Source organism: Novosphingobium sediminis (assembly GCF_007991615.1).
Taxonomy (GTDB): domain Bacteria; phylum Pseudomonadota; class Alphaproteobacteria; order Sphingomonadales; family Sphingomonadaceae; genus Novosphingobium; species Novosphingobium sediminis.
Window position 1 is genome coordinate 1 of sequence record NZ_BJYR01000029.1, and the last position, 16,588, is coordinate 16,588.

Consider the following 16,588-nt stretch of genomic DNA (forward strand, 5'->3'; position numbering starts at 1 on the left):
GCCTCGCTCTGCCAGGCCACCCTCTGCGCCGAATACGGCCTTCCCAACGAACTCCACGACAGCCACGCCTCCTACATCCACCACTGGATGAAGATCCTGCGCGGCGACAAGACCGCGATCCTCCACGCGGCGGCCAAGGCCGAGCAGGCGGTCAAGTGGCTTCGCCAGTTCGATCCGGCGCTCGGTTCGACCCTGCCGGACGAACTCAAGGAGGCAGCCTGACGGTGTCCGGGAAGCCGAGGCACTTGGCCCGCTCGCAGCGCGAGCGGGAAGGGGAGGGGGTGGGAGCCCGATGCGCCAGGGGGCGCAAAGGGAGATTTCACCGATGAACTACGATCTCGACTTCCGCTATCGCCGTGCCCTGCAGCCCGACGCGCTCGCAACCATTGCCACCGCCACCCAGGCCGTGGTCGATGCAATGCAGGACGCGCGCAACGCCGGGATCGACCCAGCGCGCGATCCCGCGACGATCCTGCTCGCGCGTCACGTCGGGCGCATCGCATTGGGCCACGCGCCCGACGAAACCTTTGCCGAAGACCTGCCGCTGCGCCGGCAGTGCCTGGCCAAGATCGACGAGCTGAAATTGAAGCCCGCGCTGGTCGCGCTCGCCCGCCGCGGCATCGGTTACGATCCCGAAGCCAAGCGCGCCTTCCACCGCGAAGCCCGCTCGGCATTGCGGGTGGCGGCGCGCCATCTCGGTCTCGAGCCAGATCAGTACGATCTGCGCAGCAACTTCGCCGGCCCTGCGGTCTCGGGCGAGATCACGCTCCACGGCGACGAGATCTACATCCAGGTCTCGATCCCCTGCATCCATCCGGGCCGCGAGGTCATGTTCCGCCGGTGCAAAGGCCGCCAGGACTACCTCGGCGATCGAAATCACTTTTGCGACATCGCGGTCCTTGCCGCGCCGCACAGCTTCCGCGCGCTCGTCGTCCGCGAGACCGGCCTTTCCATCAATCCGCGCCAACAGGCGCTCGTCTAGGAGAACCGCCATGGGTTGGCTGTTCATGTCTCGCGGCGGCATGGCTCCGTTCGCCACGCCGAAGGCCTATCTCGACAACCAGTGCACCTATCCGCCCGACCCTGACAAGGGCCGGGCGACCGGCCTGCGTGTCCTCAAATCCACCGTCCGTTCGGGCGCCTACTATGCCGCCTGCCAGAGCTACGATCTTGAAGCCCCGCACGAAACTTTCGCGATCATCTGCCTCGTCAAATGGAACCCCGGCGCGAAGAGCGGCGAGGAGTTTGGCTACAAGGATATGACCGAAACGATGGGCCCCTACAGTTACGACTGCCCGGCCTCGATCCTCGACCTCTTGGGACCGCCCGGCAACGAATATGCCGCGCAGTGGCGCGAGCATTGCCGCCAGCGCCTCGCCCTGACCACGCGCCGCAAGCCCGCACCGGGCGATATGCTGGTGCTGGCCGAGCCGCTGACCTTCACCGACGGGCAGAGCGAGCGCAGCTTCCGCGTGGTCCAGTCGGGCCGCAAGACGATCCTGCGCCGGGTCAGCGACGGGGTTGGGGTGAAGATCAGCAAGCTGATGAGCCGGGCGTGGACGATCGTGCCGCCACCCGGTGCCCCGTCAACTTCGTGACCCGGCACCCAAGCGAGTAGCGCCATGACCGATCCCGCCCCACCGCAGCGCTCGTCCAAGCGAGCGCGCCTTTGCAGCATCGAGAACGCCAACCGGATCGCCACCCGGGTCGCCGAGCACGTCCAGGGCGACACCGCCGTGGTAAAGACCGGCAATCCGCTGCAGCCCTTCCGCGTGGTTCTGGCAAGCAAGGCAGCGCCGGGGCGCACCGTCTCGCGGGTCGTCACCTGCAACGATGACGAGCCCGAGGATCAGTAGGGCTCGGGTCCGCGCTCGACGAACCACGATTGCCCGAGCTCGAAATCGGGACTTGGCGACACGAGCGGCCCGTCAGGTGCTTCAGCCACGTAGGGCGAAACGAGGTCCTTGCGCCGCACCCGCATCCGGCTGAGCCAGGCCGCGGTGCGGCCGCGCGCTTTGAGGACCGTCAGCAGCCAATCCATCGCCTCGGCCATCTCGACCACGCCGCGCCCGGCGAGGCAGTAATAGATCGCCCGCTGGAAGTCGTCGCACTGGGTGCTGAGGATGCCCGCGAGCTTTGCCCGCCCGCCGGGGGCGTTCTCATGCACCAGCGACACTGCCTCGCGCAGTTCCCGGACTGACAGGTAGGCATCGTCCACGCCGACCCCGATGCAAAGCGCGGCGATCGCCCGGCGCACTGGCGGCAGGTTCTCGTCGCACGACGCATCGCGCAGGCCAATGTCGAGATCGAAATGGTCGAGGTGGCTGGGAGCGGGCATGGCGAGATCCTTTCCAAAAGAACGTAGCGTGAACGTTCAGGCCCCGTCAACCGGACAGCGGAGGGGAGGGGGAACTCAGCGGGGGATCAATCATGAAAGGTAGAACCCATGACCGCACTTGCTTCATCCACACCTGCCGGCGTCGACCACACTGCTGAGATCGCCCGGCTCAACGACGCGGCCCGCGCGGGTTCACTGCCCACTTCGCGCACTGTGTTCACGCGGGCGCTGGCCGACATTCGTGCTGGCGACGCCGAAGACCCCGGCGCACGCCAGGCCAGCCTGATGCTGGGTCAGGCAGCGCTGCGCCGTCTTATCAACGAAACGCCGATCGAGCCGGGGAACGATCCTCATGGCGAGCGCGACTTCGGCGCGGTCGAGTTCCAGGGGTACAAGATCTTCTGGAAGATCGATGTCTATGCCAACGACGGGACGTTCGCCTGGGGGGTCGGAGACACTGTGGGACGCGCAGCAGAGCTTCCGCGTCGTCACGATTATGTTGGCAAGCGACTGGTGAGGCGATGAGCCGGTATTCGCTAAGACCGCTGCCGGAGCGCTCGGACATTTTCGAGGTCGCGGTCGGGTGGGACCTGGGGCTGGGGACGTTTTTTGTGATGGTATTCGGCGTCGCCGAGGTTGGCCGCGATCCTGATGTGAGGCACTGGCGTGGTGGCCAGCCCAGACAGATTGTTACGGTCGAGGAGCTTCAGACTGAGGTATCGCCATACGCTGAACTTCCGATGGAACTGGTCAGTCGGCTTCGAGGCGACCAAAGCAACGGCGGCGCGAGCCCTCCACAGCGGTTGAGTCGATTGATTTCAGGGCTGCTCGGGAATGGCTGCGTCTGATCATCCTTCTCCCCGCCTGCCAAACGACTGGATAGTTGATATTCCAGCTATGCAGCAGCAACCATTTGAATTTCAGGCTTAACGTACACCCCTAACGTCAGTGCGTCCCAATAGGCGAAGAATGTCTCGAAATAGAAGCGATGTTGATCGCCATTGTCGTCGATTAGCACCAGTTCGCAACTGCCGAGTGGCCCGCCGCTCTGTGCTCCGCAATATCCAGCGACAGCCTTGAAAAGCTCTAACTCGTCTACTTTTCCGAAGTGTTTGGCAAAGGCCGATGACCGGATGAAATGCCGACAGGGATTCGCTGGATCGAAGTCCGGCTTGCGGCGAGAAACGTGTGGATGGCCGGACATTATCCCGACCAGTGGAGTTTGAACGCCCGCAGTCTCGACGAATCGGTATAGCGTCGTCGACAGCGTGTTGCCGAAAACGCCGTGGAGGCTCTTCACGGTTTCGATGGTCGGCGACATCGATAGGGCTTCTTGCGTAAATCGATCGCGCAGGAACAGCAGGCGGCCTGCGGCAAAATTGGCTTCGGCTTCGACCTGCTCATGGCATTCGGGCGAGAGGGTGTGGCTGTTATCGCCAAGCATCGCATCCTCGTGCCACGGCAATAGGCTGTGACCGATTTCATGCGCTTCGTTCCACCGATGCTTTTTGATCGGCAGGTCGCCATCAAGCAGGATACGCTTGCGATCGGGCAGATACAGCGCCTTCAAGGACCACTTGTGGATGGCGTCCAGGATGAGTGCCGGACGATTGAAAACCTGAAGCGTGGCGACTCTGATCCGGCTGATCGCCTCCTGCGCGACGCTCGGATCCTTCGCCGTGTAGAATTTGAGATCGAGCTTGAGCAAATGCCGCACGTCTTCGAGCCGGAGCGGGGGCTCGGGATTCCCGAGCCCCTTCAACACCCGTTCGACGCGGGCGTCGATATCATGGGCGGTTCTCTCAGATAAAAGTCGATTTCTGCTCAACCGCCTGCTCCTTGACGTTCAGTCCCGTTCGCTCAAAACTGTGACGAACGCCTCCAATGCAGCACGTTCAGCCTGGCTAAGCGCTGCCACAGGCTCAGATCGCGCAGCAAAGCGAACGGCTTCATGAATGAGGTTGTCATTCTTGGGTGTCGTCAGACCGGCCACCTGCATCAGGTTCCCACGCGGAACCTGAAAATAATTGGCCAGCTGATAAACGGACCGCAATTCAGCCTTGTGACGAACGTCGTCCTCAATCTCTACGAGTTCGGCGACGTCAATGTCGGCTTGCTCGGCAAGTTCCTCGAGCGTCAATCCTTTGTTGCGCCGCATGAGACGGACAAAGCGACCAAAAGCAATGCTCGGCTCATCTTCGCCAACATTCTGCGTTTCTGCCTCACCATCAAAAAGCGGATCGGCGGCGGTGACGCCGGCACCAATTTCGGTGTCACCTTCTAACGATGCCATCTTGAGACACCAATCCTTGGAGATCTCGATCTTCATGGCTAATTTCCTTTGGCGATGAAGGATTCGGCTTGCTCCGGCGTCATCTCAAAATAGCGCAAACCATGATAGCTTGCGTCGATGCCAAGATCGGTCATGCCGCAGGTGTTGGCATAGAAGCCATTCGACTGCGGTAAAGCGTGTAAGCCAATCCTTCCCTTAAACTCCTCCTCGATACTGAGTGCGATAGCAGCCCTGATCAAAATACTGCCGATACCGCGATAGAGCGGCGGATCGGCGAGCTCGGGGCGGTTCCACGGCGCGTTTTCAACATATTCGACATAAACCAGGTCCTTTCCTTTTTGGCTCTCAACCCGGCAACGATGCGTTGTGATGTCCACGATCATCATGCCCTGGGTGGTTCCGTTGCACACGATGCTGAAGCCGGGATGCGCCAACATGCCCTGCAAAGCCCGGGTCTTCTGACGCCAGTTCCAATGCCGACTTTGCGGCCAATGCACCCGCTCGACACCGGCGCGGTGCAGTTTCTGGATCGCCTTGAAGAGCTCCGGGATCCATTCGGCTTCCCAGTCACCCAGCTGCTTTTCGGTTATCGCATCCCAGAGCTCGGCTTCTTCAAGCTTGCCGTTCGTCGCGTTCAAGAGTGCGATCGGACTGATCACGGCGGTCATAGCATCATGACTTCCGCTTTTTCTTTGCTCTTTTCGTCTTCGAAAAACAGCTTGTCGCCCTTTTCAACACGAGCTTCAACAAGCTGATAGAGCCGTAATGCCTGACGCAGCACAGCCGTCTTGCTCAAATCCTTCTTGTCGCAAAGGCCTTCGAGTGCGTGCATTTCCGCATCCGTAAGGTTGAGCGTCATCGTCTTCTTGGCAGCCATTACGCCTCCTTCAGCGGGAGTAGGGCTACACAACATCTGCGCAAATGTCAATCAAAAAATAGCCCTTGACTAGCTAAAAACTAGCTATCATATCCACGCCATCCGGCGATCAATCTCAAGCCGGGTTAAATCGCAGGCTTGAACAAGGGAATCGTTCTCATGGCCAAGAACACAGGAAATGACTTCCGTCGCGGCGCTGTTACCGCTCGCACCCAATTTCAGCGGACCGACGGCAACTATCAGAAACGGAACGAGCGCACCGGACACTTCATGGAGGTGAAGCAGGACGGCAAGCCGTTCAAAGGCGTCGCCCGTGAACCCGACGGGCGCGATAGCCCGAATTCCTGATGAACCGACGATTCATCCCCATTCCGGCCAAAGTGCTTTGGAGCCTTGGTCCGATTCCGAAGCCGCAACACCCAACCCTTGCATTGGATTCAAAACATGTCTGAAAAGTCGGAAAAGACCGTCACCATCATCGTCAACCAAGACGACCACGAAGTGGTCAAGACGAAAATCTCATATGACGAGGTCGTCGCCTACTACCTTCAGGACGGCGGCGCCTCTTCAACCGAGTATCTCATCAAATATTCACGCGGCCACTCCGCTAACATCAGCGGCACCCTCGCGCCAGGTCAGGAGGTAATGGTTAAAGATGGAATGCGCTTCAGAGTTTCAGGAACTGGCGAGTCATAATCCTTTCATCCGGGACTTGGAGGAACAGGGCTATCACCTCGACTTCGTCAACGCCTATTTCGTCATCTACGGGTTACCGTGCCTCAACAGCGCCGGTGAGCTCGAATATGGCGATTGGGCAAGTCCAGTCGATCTGAATAACTGGGTCATCGATGCCCCAAGCGACCATCAGGCCTGGTTCAAGGGATGCCGTCCGCACGACCAGAACGGGCGGGCGCTGCGATTGGGCGGTGGCGCGGCTACCGTCCTGGTGGCTGACGGCTTTGTTTGCAACCATTCCTTTTCGTTCAAATTGCTCGAGTCTGGCGCAATGCGCCCATATCGGTCGTTTGAAGAAAAGGTGCGCACTTATCTCGATGTGATCGTTGCACCCGCGATGGCAGCTTTCCCCGATGCTAGTCCGCTGCGGGGCATAGAAATCAAAGCCGCGGCGCAGAACAGTCCGTTGCGCATTCCAGACTCAATGTCGTCACGCTACCACCTCAACGACGTGGCTTCGCGGTTGAGGGGCATAAAGGTAGCAATCATTGGCCTCGGCGGCACAGGAGCTTACATCCTCGATTTCATCGCCCGCACGCATCTCGAAAAGATCGGGCTTTTCGACGACGATAAGGTTCATATTCACACGCTCTTTAGGATCCCCGGCTTCATCCATCGGGCGGTCGGGATGAAGAAGGTTGACGCGCTGGCGCAACATTATGCCAATTGGCATTGTGGCATCGTCCCGATCCCGGAGCGCATCACCTCCGAGAATATCGAGAGCCTGCGTGAGTTCGATTTTGTCTTTGTGTCGATTGACGACGGGCCGTCGCGGCTCGCCATCGTCGACTGGTTGAGTGCAAATGCCATTCCCTTCGTTGATTGTGGCATGGGCCTCAATCGCTCACTCATTGGGTTGAATGGCGTCGTTCGGATCACCGGAGCGGATCGCGCTGCATTTGAGCAATCGGTAAATACACCCTATCTGCCAACGACGAATCCAGAAAATGGAGAGTATCGGAAGCAGGCGCAAGTCGCCGAACTCAATGCGCTCAACGCGATATTCGCCGTGATCCGGTTCAAGCAGCATTTTGAGTTTTATGACCGATTAAGCGATGCCATCGCCTACACTTTTGAGACGGCATCTTTTGATCTTGATCGCTTTGGGGGGTTAGAATGAAGTTTGCCTATCAAGCGGTAGATCGGATCCCTAAGCAGCTGGAGCCTGAAACTGTCTATCACAGCGAGGAATTCGAGCTCGCCGGACTTCTCTGTGCTTGCGGCTGCGGCCATCGGATCACGCTTCTCGTTCCCGATAGCCACCAAGTCTATTGCGACGACGGGTTTGCCACGATCCGCCCTTCCATCGCAGTGTGCGATGGTCCCTGCAAATCTCATTATGTCATCTCAGCCGGACAGGTCGAATGGCTGGATGCATTTAGCACCGAAGCGGCGAAATCGCTCATGCAGAAACAGATTTTGCGCCATGTCGCCAACGACGCCAAGCCAAAATCCTGGATTGCCCGTCTGTGGAAGGCAGCACTGGCATTGGCTGATCAGATTAAATCGATCTTTGGAAGGTAGAATCCGTATTACACTCATCGTTGTCATTGAACGTCCTCGTCTCTGGTTCTTCGGTCATAGCGTTGTCTGAAAACACCGCTTGAGCGGTCCTGGACACCTCTGCGGGCAGCGCCCGCAGCTTCGGCCTGACGGCCGGGAGGGAAGGGGGGTGGGAAGAGAGTGATCGAACAAGGGGTTCGGTCGCAATCGATCCATCCAGGAGAACGTCCATGAACATCGGTGAAATCCGCAAGAACGCCAACGGCCAGCTGATCGGCTCTGTCGAAACGCTCACCATCACCCGCACCATCGGCCTCAGGCCAGTGACCTCCAGCAACCCCCGCGCACCCCGCTACGAGATCGTTGCGCTCAACGACCAGCGCCGCTGGGTGATCGTCGGTGCGCTCTTCGAACTCTCCTCGAACTCGACCGGCGAGAGCTTCTACCAGGGCAAGATCGACGATCCGTCGATGGCGCAGCCGCTCTATATCGCCGCTTTCCCGCGCGAGGACGGCACCATGGCGATCGCCTGGCAGCGTCCGCGCCGCCGCAATACGCAGCTCGGTTCGGCAGAATACGGCGAGAGCGACATGTTCCCGGCCGACGATGCCGGTGGCAGCGACCGCGGCGGCGAACAGGCTGGCGATGGCCGAAACGACGACGGTCTGGGTGACAGCACCGCGACCCCGCCCGCCAAGCGCGTCCGGGCCAATGCCAAGGACGGCGCCGAACACGATGGCGCGCTGCCGCCGCTCGTCGACGCCTGATCGGCAAGTCCAACTCCAACCGGCGGGGACTCCAAGCGGGTCCCCGTTCCCGTGCAAAGGCCGCGGATAAGCCCGCCGCGCGGCCTGAGGCGGAACGCCGGCACTGCCCCCCCCGCCCGGCGTTCCGCCTCTTCATTTGCCTGGAGTTACCCGGAGATCCACAATGCTGACCGATAGCGAACGCTTCGCTTTCACCACCCGGCGCCACCACGCCTTTGCGAGCACCGGCAACGCCTACGACGCGGTCCAGTGCGATGAGGCCATCCACACCGGCGATACGATGGTCGTCCTCACCGAGGAGGTTATCGGCATCGCCATGACCTGACCGTTCGCGGTGACACTGGCGCATGGGAATCTCCATGCCCTCTCTGCGCCACGCGAGGGCGACACGCTCGCGGATCTCGCCCGCTCACTCCACGTCAGCGCGGCCGACTTCGAACACGCTGCCGAGATCGCCCGGCGTTTCGGATTTCCGCTCGACCCGCAGATCGAGGCGCTGCTCCCTCGCCCGGCGGGCTGAGTTGGCGGGCTTCAGAGCGGCAGGATCGACTGTTCCGATGACGGCGCACTCGCCGGCGCGTCGACCGCATCGGCAATCACGCGCCCGAGTTCGAGCGCGGCATCCTCGCGTATGCAGGAGCTTGGGGCTGTGATGCCGACCCGCGCCCAGCCCGGAGCGTCCAGGATCGCATGAGCGACAGCAGACGTATCGATTCGTTCCATGCTGGTAAGAGCACATAGGAAGAACATATTTGCAAGACAGCGGGCGCCGCTGTTTGTCCTGATTGACAGGGCAGGGCGGTCCGCCGAGCATCAAGGCATGTGCAACTTGTACCGCATGACCAAGGCCCCTGCAGAAATCGCCCGACTGTTCGGCGCGAGCAGCGGCGCAGGCGCGAACTTCGCCGCCGAGGTCTACCCGGGCTATCCCGGCCTCGTCGTCGCCGAAGGCGAGACGCGGGTGATGACCTGGGGTTTTCCGCTTGTCCTGAAGGGCAAGAACGGTCAGCCACTCAAGCCCAAGCCCGTCAACAACGCGCGCGAGGACAAGCTCGGCACCTCGTTCTGGCGGCCGAGCTTCGAGCGCCGCCGCTGCCTGATCCCGGTGACCGCCTGGGCCGAGGCCGAGGGCATCAAGGGCCAGATGACCCGGACCTGGTATTCGCTGGCGGGCGAGGAGGTCGTTGCCGTCGCCGGCCTGTGGCGAGCGACCGAGGAGTGGGGCGCGGCCTATTCGATGATAATGGTGGATGGCTGCCCGCAGATGGCCGACGTACACGACCGCATGCCCGTCGTCCTCGCCCGAGAAAAGTGGGAGCAATGGCTCGCAGGCACACCCGCCGAAGCCTTCGCGCTGTGCCAGACCTGTTCCAATGAACTCGCCGTCGATCGCAGAGCCGAGCGCTGGGGTGCCGGGAGGTCCGCGGCGACGTCAGGCTGAGGGGAGGGGGGCTTCGCCGGTCGGATCAGACCCAAGCGAAAGGACCCAAGCCCATGGGCGACCGAGCCCCCGTCCACATCACCATCGGCGGCGCACTGCCGCGAGAACATCTCGAAGCCTTCGCGTCGCACGCCGCCGACTATGACCTGCGCACGGAGTGGGACGGCGAACCCTTCGATCCGGCAGTGCTGCCCGAGGCTGAGCCGCTCGAGCTCTACGGCACCGAGCTCAACGGCGGGCAGATCCCCGAGATCGACGCTTTCTGCGCCGAGCACGGCCTGCCGTTCCGCCGCTGGTCGGGTGGCTGTCTCGGCGCCTATCTCCCCGAAATCATCCTGTTCGATGGGCAAGGTCCGATGCGCGACTACACGGCGAGCGAAGACGAATACGTCCTCTTCCCTCCTTCATGGATCAACAACTTCACCCGGCTGCGCGATCTCAAGCGCGAAATTGCCCGCGCCGAACAGACCATCCCGGCCTTCGTGATCGCTGGAGGGTCGAGCGATGACCGCAATTGACGCCGCCCTGCTGGCCTCCTCACGCGAAGTCGTGCTCGCCCGCTTCCCGCTCTCGCGGGTGAGCGAGGCCTTCTTCGACGACATGCTTGGCGTCCTGCCGCCGGCGCACATCGCCGGCGTGCCGGGCTTCTTCGTCTCCGAGGCGGTGTGCGAGGACATCCACGCCCAGTTCGTTGCTGCAGGCGGCCGCTTTTACGGCGGCTACGTCGGGGTGAGGGACCGTGCGGGCCTCATCACCCATGCGCGCATCGCCGAGTTCGAAGCCGCCCATCCGGACGCGGTGGAACTCGCCTGGTATCCCGACAGCCTCGAGGGGGCCGCGTCATGAGCCGGCACTGGATTCTCGAACTCGGCGCCGGTCCCGCCGACGAGCCCTGCGCGCAGCTTGGGCAATGCGCCGACTTTGCCGCGGCCAACACCCTCGAACTGCTCGCCTACAAGGCCGCGATCATTGCCCTCAACGGCGAGCCGCCCCTGCCGCTCGGCTTTGCCATGGTCGCCAATACCCATGATTTCGGGACATACCGGACGCTCTGGCTGGTCTCGGCGGAATCGCCCTTGCCCGACGACGCGCAGGCCTGGCTCGAAAACCTTGTCGAACCGGCCACCTGGATCGCGGCGGGATTTCCGCAGCCGGTGACCTACGAGGGATCGCGTGCGGTGATGCGGCCGTTTCGCGAGGTGGTCGCCGCTGCGCTCCAGATCACCCGGGCGAACGCCGACGGCAGCTTCTTCCCGGCGCAGAACGCGGTGCTCCACCGCAACCTGCTCGCCGCCTACGGGCCTGCCACTCTGGCCGCCGCCGACACGGGGTAAGGGGAGGGGGCTTGGGGCTGGGCGTTCCGTAAAGGAGTCCAAGCCCATGCCTCGCTTCTATGCCGGGATCGGTGCGCGCGCGACGCCGCCCGCAATCCTCAGCCTGATGACCCACGCCGCCTTCGCGCTCACCAAGCGCGGCTATGTCCTGCGCTCGGGCCACGCGATCGGCGCCGACAGCGCCTTCGAACGCGGGGCAGGCCCCTCTGCGCAGATCTTCCTGCCGGCGGTGGGCTGGCGCGGGTCGGCAAGTGCGCTTCATCCCGGGACGCTCGGGGCCGAGCTCTGGGGGAGGGCGCGCTTGATCGCTGCCGCGCACCATCCGGCCTTTGCCGGGCTCTCGGCTTTCGTCCAGGCGCTCCACACCCGCAACGTGTTCCAGGTGCTGGGAGTGAGCCTCGATAGCCCCGCGGAATTCGTGCTGTGCTGGACCGCCGACGGTGAGGCCTCGGGCGGCACCGGCCAGGCGCTGCGCATCGCCGCCAGCCACGGCGTCCCCGTCTTTAACCTCCAGAGGCCGCGCGAACGCTCGCACGTCGAGCGCCACCTCGTGCTCTGACCCGTTCAATTCCACGCCTGTCCGCCGTTCTGTCCCTTGCCTTGGCAACGGGACGCGTCGGCGCGCGGCAACACGAAAGTCCCAGCCATGTCCTCGATCACGCTCACGCTCGAACTTGCCTGCACCCGCGAGGAGGCCGCGCGCTTTGCCGCGGTCGAACTGTTCCTCGCCGAGGTGGCTGAGAACGCCGAGGCCGCGCCGCCCGCCGAGCTCGAGGCGGTTTTCGGGGCTCGGCCAGGCGAGACGATCCTCGGCCTTGCCGGGCACCCGCAACCCCTCGGGATCACCTGCCGGTATGACCAGGACCGGGGCGTGATGACACTCGCTGCGTCGGGCGGCAAGCCCAACCTCGCCGCGCTGCCCGTGCTGCTGCTGTGGCTCTATCCCGACAAGCTGCCCATCGCCTACTCGGTCCACGTGACCGAGCGGCCCGAGTTGCCGGTCTGGACGATCGTTGGCCTCAATCGCATCGAGATCACCCAGCACGAGGGCGAAGTCGCGGCGCGCCTCCAAGCCCTGCGCGCGGCCTGCGACACGTCCCGGCGTCTCGATCTGCTGCCGTTGAGGCCGCTGCCGCGCGAGAGCGACTGACCCTGTTCAGGCAGCCTGCTGCGCGTCCCAGTTTCGCCGCGGCGCGCGGCTGACGCGGGCCGGGAGCGGCTCGCCTTCCTTCCACAGCAGGTGCGCGACGCCTTGCCCGGCGAGCAGCGCTTCCAGCGGCTCTGCCACCTCGTCGTCGCGGTCGTGGATGTGGATGGCGCTTGCTTCCTCGCCGGTGTCCTTGAGCACCAGGCTGGCGATCGGCGTGTCGAGGTCGAGATTGACGCGCAGGCCCTTCATGAACCGCCGTTTCTCCGCGACTGCTTTGCCGACGAGATAGCGTTCATCGCTGGTCTCATAGGGCAGCCATTCCGCCGTCACCGGCATCAGCGCGACCTCGATGAGATCGAACGTGCCCTCGCGCCGCCGCGCGAACGAACCGCCGAGAATCAGGTGCCCGCTCTTGCCGTTCGGGCCATCCTGCGCCTGCCATAATGCGAGCTCGCCCGCGAACCGCTTGTGGAAGCGCCGCGCCATGTCCTGGTCCATCACGAACGGCATGTCGCCGACATGGCGCAGGACGATCCTTTCGGCGCCGTGCGCGGCCACGATCTCCTTGATCTCGCCCACGACCACCATCATTTCGTCGCGTGAGGCATAGACCCGGGCGAGGGCCGCGCGGCGGCGGGCCCGGATTTCCTCCTTCTCCTCTTGCCTAAAGCTCTCGGGTACGAACAGCACGTGGGACAGGGCTTCCTGCTTGGCCCGGCAGCTGGCTGCCGCCTCGAGCAGCGCGCGGCGCACCACGAACCAGGTTCGTTTGCCCGCCATCTTCGGATGCCAATGCGTCAGCTCGGCCCGGTCCCAGAGGACGTGCAGCAGCCCGCGCATCGAGAGCTTCTGACCCGACGATTTTACCGTCGGCTTGTCGTTGGTGAGCGCCGCGGGCGCGAGCCGGGCCGCCCCGCGCGAGAGGGGGAAGCCGAGCTTCAGGCTGGTCTCGCCGCTCGTCTCATCGTCCAGAACGGCGCTCCCGCGCACCTGGCCCATGCCGGTGAGGTAATCGGGCGCCTCGTAGTGATCGCAGGCGGTCGCATGGCGCGCGCCCGAGCCCGGCCAGCGCGCGAGCACGTAGCCGGTCTGCCGGTGCGAGATGTAGAGGGGGAGCCCTTACGGCATTCGCAATGGACCGGGACTTTGCGCTCGTAGGCTTCGCGCAAGACGGGCTGAAGTTCATCGCCTTCGGCCACGCTGCGGCCGAGCACACGGTATCGCTGGATCATTGGGGTCTGCTCCAATTTCTCGCGATCGACGCTGCCCGTTCGACCTCTCGCGCATCTCCTTCAGGTTTTCGCGGCCCCGGGTGGGCGCGCTGGGGTCAGTCTATGATAGCCGTGAGATCGCGGCAAGCTCGCCGGGGACGCGCCTCGCACCGGCGGCTGCGCAACCGTGGAGGCCGTCCGCGGCTTGCTGGTGCGGGCGCATGACTGGCGCTACCGGTCCCTGGATGGACGACCTTTTCGCCTCGCAGCCCATTACCGGCGCCGTGCTGACTCGCAGCGACATCAAGCGCCTGATCGGCGCGGCGCCGCGCACGCTCATCGACTGCGACCTCCAGGAAGCGGACCTTTCCTGCCTCGATCTCACCCGCTGGCGCTTCGAACGCTGCAACCTGCGGCGCAGCGACCTGTCGGGGGCAAAGCTCGAAGGCACGGTCTGGCAGTCCTGCCGGGGACCGTTCGCCAACTTCGCCGGTGCTAACCTCAGCGAAGCCGAGTTCATCGGCGGCGACTGGAACAATTGCGTGATGCGCCGCGCGGGCCTGACCGCGACGCGTTTCGTGGGATCGAAGCTCACTGGCGCCGACTTCACCGAAGCACGCGCCATGCACATCCATTTCGAGGAAGTGCTGCTGGTCTCTGCCAAGCTGCCCGGGTTCTCGTTCCGCAAGGAGACCCTGCGCCGGGTCGATATGTCGGGTGCAGACCTGCGCAAGGGCGATTTCCGCATGACGGTGTTCGAGGCCTGCTCGCTGCGCGAGGCGCTGGTCGCCGGGTCGCGCTTCGAAGGCTCGGACCTGCGCGGCGCCGATCTTGGCGGGCTTCGCCTGGTCGATGGTGGGCTGTTTCGCGGAGCGACGATCTCGCGCGAGCAGGCCGGGCAATTGCTGGGCGAACTCGGGCTCAACGTCCGTTAGGGGCGGGGACCGCCCGCCTCAGCGTGCGCCGCCCTCTTCCAGTTCCAGGTGTTCGCTTATGCCCTCGGCCAGGCCGAGGCACAGAGCCGCTTCCTCGCGGGTGAGGGTGATCTCTTCCGCACCGTACACGGCAAGCTTCGTGCGCAGGACCTGCGTCATCGCGCGCGCGACTTGCAGGGCGCTGGGCATCTGCTGTGGATCAGCCATGGGCCGGGATCCTTCCCTTCGGGTGGCTCTGCCTGCGGCAGCGGGGCCGGACAGGTTGAGCTGGGGGGCGAGCATACCGATTTTGGCGGGATTTGGCGAGGTGGTAAAGGGGAGGGGCACCCCGGCGCCCGCGCCCCGCGCGGGCTGGGGGCAACCCGCTCTACTCGCTAAGGCGCACGTCGGCGCTGTCGCACCGCCGCCCACCCAAGCTCGCCGGCATGGATGCCGGCCCTGCGGGTGACGATCGGGGCCAGTGGGGGAGTCGGCAAGGCTGGTTGGCGCGGGCGGGCGAGGGCGCTAGGCTCCGGTCCATGCCGATTATTCTTGCCGCCGCCGCCCTTTGCCTCGCACCTTCTGTCCACGACGGCGACACGATCCGCTGCGGCCGCGAGCGGGTCCGCATCGCCAATATCGATGCACCCGAGCTTCCCGACAGCCCCAAGTGTCAGGACCGAAGGCGCTCTTACGCCTGGTGCGACTTTGCAGCGGGTGAAGCCTCGCGGGTCGAACTCGCGCGGCTGCTGTCGCGCGGACGGGTCATGATCACGCGGCTCGGCACCGACCCTTATGGGCGGACGCTCGCCACGGTCACGGTGAACGGCGTGGACGCCGGCGACTATCTGGTCGCGCAAGGCCTCGCGAGGCCCTGGCGCTGATGGTCCCTATCGAAGGTGGCGAGCTTTGCTCGCCTGCGGACGCCTCCTTTTGCGACAGACCGGGGGGCCTAGCCGTAGCCGAAACGCTGAACGGGGAGGGCCGGAGGGCGGCCCTTCTGTGACCCGACGCGTCTTTGACCGGCATGGAGTCGGTGGCGAGGAAGGCAATGCCCGCTGCCGCGGGCGCTGGCGGGTGGGAGCAGGTTCCGGCGAAATGGCCGAGGCTGACGGGTCTTGCCTTTGCGGGCATCCGCTGGGCCTGACCTGACGAAACCGCCCTTCGTTTGCCGATGAACCCTGCAGGGCCAGTCCCTGGCCGCAACCCAGAAGCAGCGGACCGTGAAGCCCTTTGGGCTTGCCGCACCACTCCTCGCTTTTGGGTTCCCCTCACATGCGTTCGGTGCGGGCCCGGGCCTTTGGCCCTGCCTGTGGTGTTCATCGGCGGGCGGTTCCGCCGAGTTCAAGCCACGGAGAATACCCCATGAAGAACCTCGTCATCCTGATCGGCCGCATCGCTGCTGCTCCCGAAACCCGCCACGCCGGCGAGACCGCGATCACCTCTTTCACCCTCGTCACCGACCGCCCCAAGCTGGTCGACGGCAAGACGGTCAAGAACGAGGCCGGCTATACCGAAACCCTCGCCGAATTCCACCGCGTCACCGCTTTCAACGGCCTCGGCACCTCGGTCGCCAAGCACAAGAAGAAGGGCGACGTGGTCGAGGTGCAGGGCCGCCTCCACTACTCGAAGTGGACCGACCGCGAGGGCGTCGAACGCTACGCGGTCGAGATCGTGGCCGAGGAAGTCCTCTTCCTCTAAACCCGAGCCCGGGAGGCGGCAGCGCCGCCTCCCATAGGGCCAAGGCCAGCCCCCCATCACTCATGTAGACGCTGCGACGGGCGAAACACCGATTGCGAAAAAGACAACGCGCCGCGTTTATTTCGCACTTGCAGCATCAGGATCCTTCACCCATATCAGCAGTGCCTTTCAGGCATCCTCTCCCAAAACTTTCCAAGGGGCCGGCGCAAGCTGGCCCTATTTTTTGCCTGCCGGATCGGCGGCTTGCGCCCCGTCCGGCATGGCATTTGTGACACTTTGCCCTCGGGCGGAGTGTCATGTTGCATGGCGCGCGTGACAAGCGCT

The 16,588-nt window shown here is 63.8% G+C and carries 29 protein-coding genes; 21 read left to right on the forward strand and 8 right to left on the reverse strand.

Annotated elements, in window-relative coordinates; all coding sequences use genetic code 11:
* The 4 genes from NSE01_RS18735 to NSE01_RS18750 all read left to right on the forward strand — a co-directional run.
* The coding region (locus NSE01_RS18735) for a zincin-like metallopeptidase domain-containing protein (RefSeq protein ID WP_246135292.1) at nucleotides 1-222 on the forward strand (222 nt) is incomplete at its 5' end.
* 103 nt (nucleotides 223-325) lie between these two features.
* Nucleotides 326-982, forward strand: coding sequence for a hypothetical protein (locus tag NSE01_RS18740; RefSeq protein WP_011608083.1), 657 nt, complete (start codon nucleotides 326-328; stop codon nucleotides 980-982).
* A gap of 10 nt (nucleotides 983-992) precedes the next feature.
* The gene (locus NSE01_RS18745) at nucleotides 993-1,598 is read left to right on the forward strand and encodes a DUF6927 domain-containing protein (protein WP_011608082.1); all 606 of its coding nucleotides are present in this window, start codon (nucleotides 993-995) and stop codon (nucleotides 1,596-1,598) included.
* A 24-nt stretch (nucleotides 1,599-1,622) separates the two neighbouring features.
* Nucleotides 1,623-1,856 carry a hypothetical protein gene (locus tag NSE01_RS18750; RefSeq protein ID WP_011608081.1) on the forward strand — a complete coding sequence of 78 codons (234 nt, stop codon included), beginning with the start codon at nucleotides 1,623-1,625 and terminating at the stop codon, nucleotides 1,854-1,856.
* Here the strand turns inward: NSE01_RS18750 and NSE01_RS18755 are convergent.
* A complete protein-coding gene (locus NSE01_RS18755; RefSeq protein WP_011608080.1) occupies nucleotides 1,850-2,338 on the reverse strand; it encodes a hypothetical protein in 489 nt (162 codons plus the stop codon). The two genes, NSE01_RS18750 and NSE01_RS18755, sit on opposite strands and share 7 nt — an antisense overlap.
* A 108-nt stretch (nucleotides 2,339-2,446) precedes the next feature.
* Between NSE01_RS18755 and NSE01_RS18760 the strand changes: the two genes are divergently transcribed.
* Entirely contained in the window at nucleotides 2,447-2,863 is a 417-nt protein-coding gene (locus NSE01_RS18760) for a DUF3768 domain-containing protein (RefSeq protein WP_011608078.1), read from the forward strand.
* A 370-nt stretch (nucleotides 2,864-3,233) separates the two neighbouring features.
* On the opposite strand, the gene NSE01_RS18770 is transcribed toward NSE01_RS18760, so the two are convergent.
* The 4 genes from NSE01_RS18770 to NSE01_RS18785 are packed head-to-tail and all read right to left on the reverse strand — an operon-like array spanning nucleotide 3,234 to nucleotide 5,508.
* Nucleotides 3,234-4,166 (reverse strand): ImmA/IrrE family metallo-endopeptidase, encoded by a 933-nt coding sequence (locus NSE01_RS18770; protein WP_092959990.1) that lies wholly within the window; start codon nucleotides 4,164-4,166, stop codon nucleotides 3,234-3,236.
* Nucleotides 4,167-4,184: 18 nt separating this feature from the next.
* On the reverse strand, nucleotides 4,185-4,667 hold the full coding sequence (locus NSE01_RS18775; protein ID WP_092959992.1) for a helix-turn-helix domain-containing protein: 483 nt from the start codon (nucleotides 4,665-4,667) through the stop codon (nucleotides 4,185-4,187).
* Nucleotides 4,668-4,669: 2 nt separating this feature from the next.
* Nucleotides 4,670-5,299, reverse strand: coding sequence for a hypothetical protein (locus NSE01_RS18780; RefSeq protein ID WP_011608074.1), 630 nt, complete (start codon nucleotides 5,297-5,299; stop codon nucleotides 4,670-4,672).
* On the reverse strand, nucleotides 5,296-5,508 hold the full coding sequence (locus NSE01_RS18785; protein WP_020818060.1) for a transcriptional regulator: 213 nt from the start codon (nucleotides 5,506-5,508) through the stop codon (nucleotides 5,296-5,298). Before NSE01_RS18785 ends, NSE01_RS18780 begins: the two co-directional genes overlap by 4 nt.
* A gap of 159 nt (nucleotides 5,509-5,667) precedes the next feature.
* Between NSE01_RS18785 and NSE01_RS18790 the strand changes: the two genes are divergently transcribed.
* The 7 genes from NSE01_RS18790 to NSE01_RS21815 all read left to right on the forward strand — a co-directional run bounded on the left by NSE01_RS18790 (nucleotide 5,668) and on the right by NSE01_RS21815 (nucleotide 9,033).
* Nucleotides 5,668-5,856 carry a hypothetical protein gene (locus NSE01_RS18790; RefSeq protein ID WP_092959994.1) on the forward strand — a complete coding sequence of 63 codons (189 nt, stop codon included), beginning with the start codon at nucleotides 5,668-5,670 and terminating at the stop codon, nucleotides 5,854-5,856.
* A gap of 96 nt (nucleotides 5,857-5,952) precedes the next feature.
* Nucleotides 5,953-6,204, forward strand: a complete 252-nt coding sequence (locus tag NSE01_RS18795) for a multiubiquitin domain-containing protein (protein ID WP_092959996.1) — start codon at nucleotides 5,953-5,955, stop codon at nucleotides 6,202-6,204.
* The gene (locus NSE01_RS18800; protein WP_092959998.1) at nucleotides 6,164-7,363 is read left to right on the forward strand and encodes a ThiF family adenylyltransferase; all 1,200 of its coding nucleotides are present in this window, start codon (nucleotides 6,164-6,166) and stop codon (nucleotides 7,361-7,363) included. Before NSE01_RS18795 ends, NSE01_RS18800 begins: the two co-directional genes overlap by 41 nt.
* Nucleotides 7,360-7,767, forward strand: a complete 408-nt coding sequence (locus NSE01_RS18805) for a ubiquitination-like system serine protease family protein (protein ID WP_011608070.1) — start codon at nucleotides 7,360-7,362, stop codon at nucleotides 7,765-7,767. Before NSE01_RS18800 ends, NSE01_RS18805 begins: the two co-directional genes overlap by 4 nt.
* A gap of 209 nt (nucleotides 7,768-7,976) precedes the next feature.
* Nucleotides 7,977-8,513: a DUF736 domain-containing protein gene (locus NSE01_RS18810; RefSeq protein WP_011608069.1), complete on the forward strand. Its 537-nt coding sequence runs from the start codon at nucleotides 7,977-7,979 to the stop codon at nucleotides 8,511-8,513.
* Nucleotides 8,514-8,676: 163 nt separating this feature from the next.
* Nucleotides 8,677-8,838: a hypothetical protein gene (locus NSE01_RS21810; protein WP_011608068.1), complete on the forward strand. Its 162-nt coding sequence runs from the start codon at nucleotides 8,677-8,679 to the stop codon at nucleotides 8,836-8,838.
* Nucleotides 8,839-8,847: 9 nt separating this feature from the next.
* Nucleotides 8,848-9,033, forward strand: coding sequence for a hypothetical protein (locus tag NSE01_RS21815; RefSeq protein WP_238828874.1), 186 nt, complete (start codon nucleotides 8,848-8,850; stop codon nucleotides 9,031-9,033).
* 11 nt (nucleotides 9,034-9,044) lie between these two features.
* On the opposite strand, the gene NSE01_RS18820 is transcribed toward NSE01_RS21815, so the two are convergent.
* Nucleotides 9,045-9,236 (reverse strand): DUF6771 family protein, encoded by a 192-nt coding sequence (locus NSE01_RS18820; RefSeq protein ID WP_092960000.1) that lies wholly within the window; start codon nucleotides 9,234-9,236, stop codon nucleotides 9,045-9,047.
* A gap of 97 nt (nucleotides 9,237-9,333) precedes the next feature.
* On the opposite strand from NSE01_RS18820, the gene NSE01_RS18825 reads away from it, so the two are divergent.
* The 6 genes from NSE01_RS18825 (at nucleotide 9,334) to NSE01_RS18850 (ending at nucleotide 12,438) form a co-directional block, all read left to right on the forward strand.
* A complete protein-coding gene (locus NSE01_RS18825; protein ID WP_092960002.1) occupies nucleotides 9,334-9,954 on the forward strand; it encodes an SOS response-associated peptidase in 621 nt (206 codons plus the stop codon).
* A gap of 53 nt (nucleotides 9,955-10,007) precedes the next feature.
* Complete coding sequence (locus tag NSE01_RS18830) at nucleotides 10,008-10,472, forward strand: hypothetical protein (RefSeq protein ID WP_011608066.1); 465 nt, start codon at nucleotides 10,008-10,010, stop codon at nucleotides 10,470-10,472.
* Nucleotides 10,459-10,800 (forward strand): hypothetical protein, encoded by a 342-nt coding sequence (locus NSE01_RS18835; RefSeq protein ID WP_011608065.1) that lies wholly within the window; start codon nucleotides 10,459-10,461, stop codon nucleotides 10,798-10,800. Before NSE01_RS18830 ends, NSE01_RS18835 begins: the two co-directional genes overlap by 14 nt.
* Entirely contained in the window at nucleotides 10,797-11,288 is a 492-nt protein-coding gene (locus NSE01_RS18840; RefSeq protein WP_092960004.1) for a hypothetical protein, read from the forward strand. The genes NSE01_RS18835 and NSE01_RS18840 overlap by 4 nt, the downstream gene beginning before the upstream one ends.
* A gap of 46 nt (nucleotides 11,289-11,334) precedes the next feature.
* The gene (locus tag NSE01_RS18845) at nucleotides 11,335-11,847 is read left to right on the forward strand and encodes a hypothetical protein (protein WP_011608064.1); all 513 of its coding nucleotides are present in this window, start codon (nucleotides 11,335-11,337) and stop codon (nucleotides 11,845-11,847) included.
* Between the two features lie 87 nt (nucleotides 11,848-11,934).
* Nucleotides 11,935-12,438 carry a hypothetical protein gene (locus NSE01_RS18850; protein WP_011608063.1) on the forward strand — a complete coding sequence of 168 codons (504 nt, stop codon included), beginning with the start codon at nucleotides 11,935-11,937 and terminating at the stop codon, nucleotides 12,436-12,438.
* A gap of 6 nt (nucleotides 12,439-12,444) precedes the next feature.
* Here the strand turns inward: NSE01_RS18850 and NSE01_RS18855 are convergent, their stop codons facing one another.
* Nucleotides 12,445-13,518 (reverse strand): DUF1173 family protein, encoded by a 1,074-nt coding sequence (locus NSE01_RS18855; RefSeq protein ID WP_011608062.1) that lies wholly within the window; start codon nucleotides 13,516-13,518, stop codon nucleotides 12,445-12,447.
* A gap of 376 nt (nucleotides 13,519-13,894) precedes the next feature.
* Here NSE01_RS18855 and NSE01_RS18860 point away from each other — a divergent pair, with 376 nt between their 5' ends.
* Complete coding sequence (locus NSE01_RS18860; RefSeq protein WP_011608060.1) at nucleotides 13,895-14,584, forward strand: pentapeptide repeat-containing protein; 690 nt, start codon at nucleotides 13,895-13,897, stop codon at nucleotides 14,582-14,584.
* A gap of 18 nt (nucleotides 14,585-14,602) precedes the next feature.
* Here the strand turns inward: NSE01_RS18860 and NSE01_RS18865 are convergent, their stop codons facing one another.
* Nucleotides 14,603-14,791, reverse strand: a complete 189-nt coding sequence (locus NSE01_RS18865; RefSeq protein WP_011608059.1) for a hypothetical protein — start codon at nucleotides 14,789-14,791, stop codon at nucleotides 14,603-14,605.
* Nucleotides 14,792-15,102: 311 nt separating this feature from the next.
* Between NSE01_RS18865 and NSE01_RS18870 the strand changes: the two genes are divergently transcribed.
* Together NSE01_RS18870 and NSE01_RS18875 are read left to right on the forward strand one after the other, a co-directional pair.
* Nucleotides 15,103-15,447 carry a thermonuclease family protein gene (locus NSE01_RS18870; RefSeq protein WP_011608058.1) on the forward strand — a complete coding sequence of 115 codons (345 nt, stop codon included), beginning with the start codon at nucleotides 15,103-15,105 and terminating at the stop codon, nucleotides 15,445-15,447.
* Nucleotides 15,448-15,928: 481 nt separating this feature from the next.
* Entirely contained in the window at nucleotides 15,929-16,264 is a 336-nt protein-coding gene (locus tag NSE01_RS18875; RefSeq protein ID WP_147161194.1) for a single-stranded DNA-binding protein, read from the forward strand.
* Nucleotides 16,265-16,588: the final 324 nt, after the last annotated feature.

Bases quoted from the DNA above. Each gene is read 5' to 3' on its own strand.
- NSE01_RS18760 (WP_011608078.1), top strand. From the start codon at position 2,447: ATGACCGCACTTGCTTCATCCACACCTGCCGGCGTCGACCACACTGCT.
- NSE01_RS18875 (WP_147161194.1), top strand. From the start codon at position 15,929: ATGAAGAACCTCGTCATCCTGATCGGCCGCATCGCTGCTGCTCCCGAA.
- NSE01_RS18800 (WP_092959998.1), top strand. From the start codon at position 6,164: ATGGAATGCGCTTCAGAGTTTCAGGAACTGGCGAGTCATAATCCTTTC.
- NSE01_RS18870 (WP_011608058.1), top strand. From the start codon at position 15,103: ATGCCGATTATTCTTGCCGCCGCCGCCCTTTGCCTCGCACCTTCTGTC.
- NSE01_RS18825 (WP_092960002.1), top strand. From the start codon at position 9,334: ATGTGCAACTTGTACCGCATGACCAAGGCCCCTGCAGAAATCGCCCGA.
- NSE01_RS18865 (WP_011608059.1), bottom strand. From the start codon at position 14,791: ATGGCTGATCCACAGCAGATGCCCAGCGCCCTGCAAGTCGCGCGCGCG.
- NSE01_RS18790 (WP_092959994.1), top strand. From the start codon at position 5,668: ATGGCCAAGAACACAGGAAATGACTTCCGTCGCGGCGCTGTTACCGCT.
- NSE01_RS18835 (WP_011608065.1), top strand. From the start codon at position 10,459: ATGACCGCAATTGACGCCGCCCTGCTGGCCTCCTCACGCGAAGTCGTG.
- NSE01_RS18820 (WP_092960000.1), bottom strand. From the start codon at position 9,236: ATGGAACGAATCGATACGTCTGCTGTCGCTCATGCGATCCTGGACGCT.
- NSE01_RS18780 (WP_011608074.1), bottom strand. From the start codon at position 5,299: ATGACCGCCGTGATCAGTCCGATCGCACTCTTGAACGCGACGAACGGC.
- NSE01_RS18860 (WP_011608060.1), top strand. From the start codon at position 13,895: ATGGACGACCTTTTCGCCTCGCAGCCCATTACCGGCGCCGTGCTGACT.
- NSE01_RS18795 (WP_092959996.1), top strand. From the start codon at position 5,953: ATGTCTGAAAAGTCGGAAAAGACCGTCACCATCATCGTCAACCAAGAC.
- NSE01_RS18845 (WP_011608064.1), top strand. From the start codon at position 11,335: ATGCCTCGCTTCTATGCCGGGATCGGTGCGCGCGCGACGCCGCCCGCA.
- NSE01_RS18740 (WP_011608083.1), top strand. From the start codon at position 326: ATGAACTACGATCTCGACTTCCGCTATCGCCGTGCCCTGCAGCCCGAC.
- NSE01_RS18805 (WP_011608070.1), top strand. From the start codon at position 7,360: ATGAAGTTTGCCTATCAAGCGGTAGATCGGATCCCTAAGCAGCTGGAG.
- NSE01_RS18755 (WP_011608080.1), bottom strand. From the start codon at position 2,338: ATGCCCGCTCCCAGCCACCTCGACCATTTCGATCTCGACATTGGCCTG.
- NSE01_RS18830 (WP_011608066.1), top strand. From the start codon at position 10,008: ATGGGCGACCGAGCCCCCGTCCACATCACCATCGGCGGCGCACTGCCG.
- NSE01_RS21810 (WP_011608068.1), top strand. From the start codon at position 8,677: ATGCTGACCGATAGCGAACGCTTCGCTTTCACCACCCGGCGCCACCAC.
- NSE01_RS18775 (WP_092959992.1), bottom strand. From the start codon at position 4,667: ATGAAGATCGAGATCTCCAAGGATTGGTGTCTCAAGATGGCATCGTTA.
- NSE01_RS18785 (WP_020818060.1), bottom strand. From the start codon at position 5,508: ATGGCTGCCAAGAAGACGATGACGCTCAACCTTACGGATGCGGAAATG.
- NSE01_RS18850 (WP_011608063.1), top strand. From the start codon at position 11,935: ATGTCCTCGATCACGCTCACGCTCGAACTTGCCTGCACCCGCGAGGAG.
- NSE01_RS18745 (WP_011608082.1), top strand. From the start codon at position 993: ATGGGTTGGCTGTTCATGTCTCGCGGCGGCATGGCTCCGTTCGCCACG.
- NSE01_RS18750 (WP_011608081.1), top strand. From the start codon at position 1,623: ATGACCGATCCCGCCCCACCGCAGCGCTCGTCCAAGCGAGCGCGCCTT.
- NSE01_RS18840 (WP_092960004.1), top strand. From the start codon at position 10,797: ATGAGCCGGCACTGGATTCTCGAACTCGGCGCCGGTCCCGCCGACGAG.
- NSE01_RS18810 (WP_011608069.1), top strand. From the start codon at position 7,977: ATGAACATCGGTGAAATCCGCAAGAACGCCAACGGCCAGCTGATCGGC.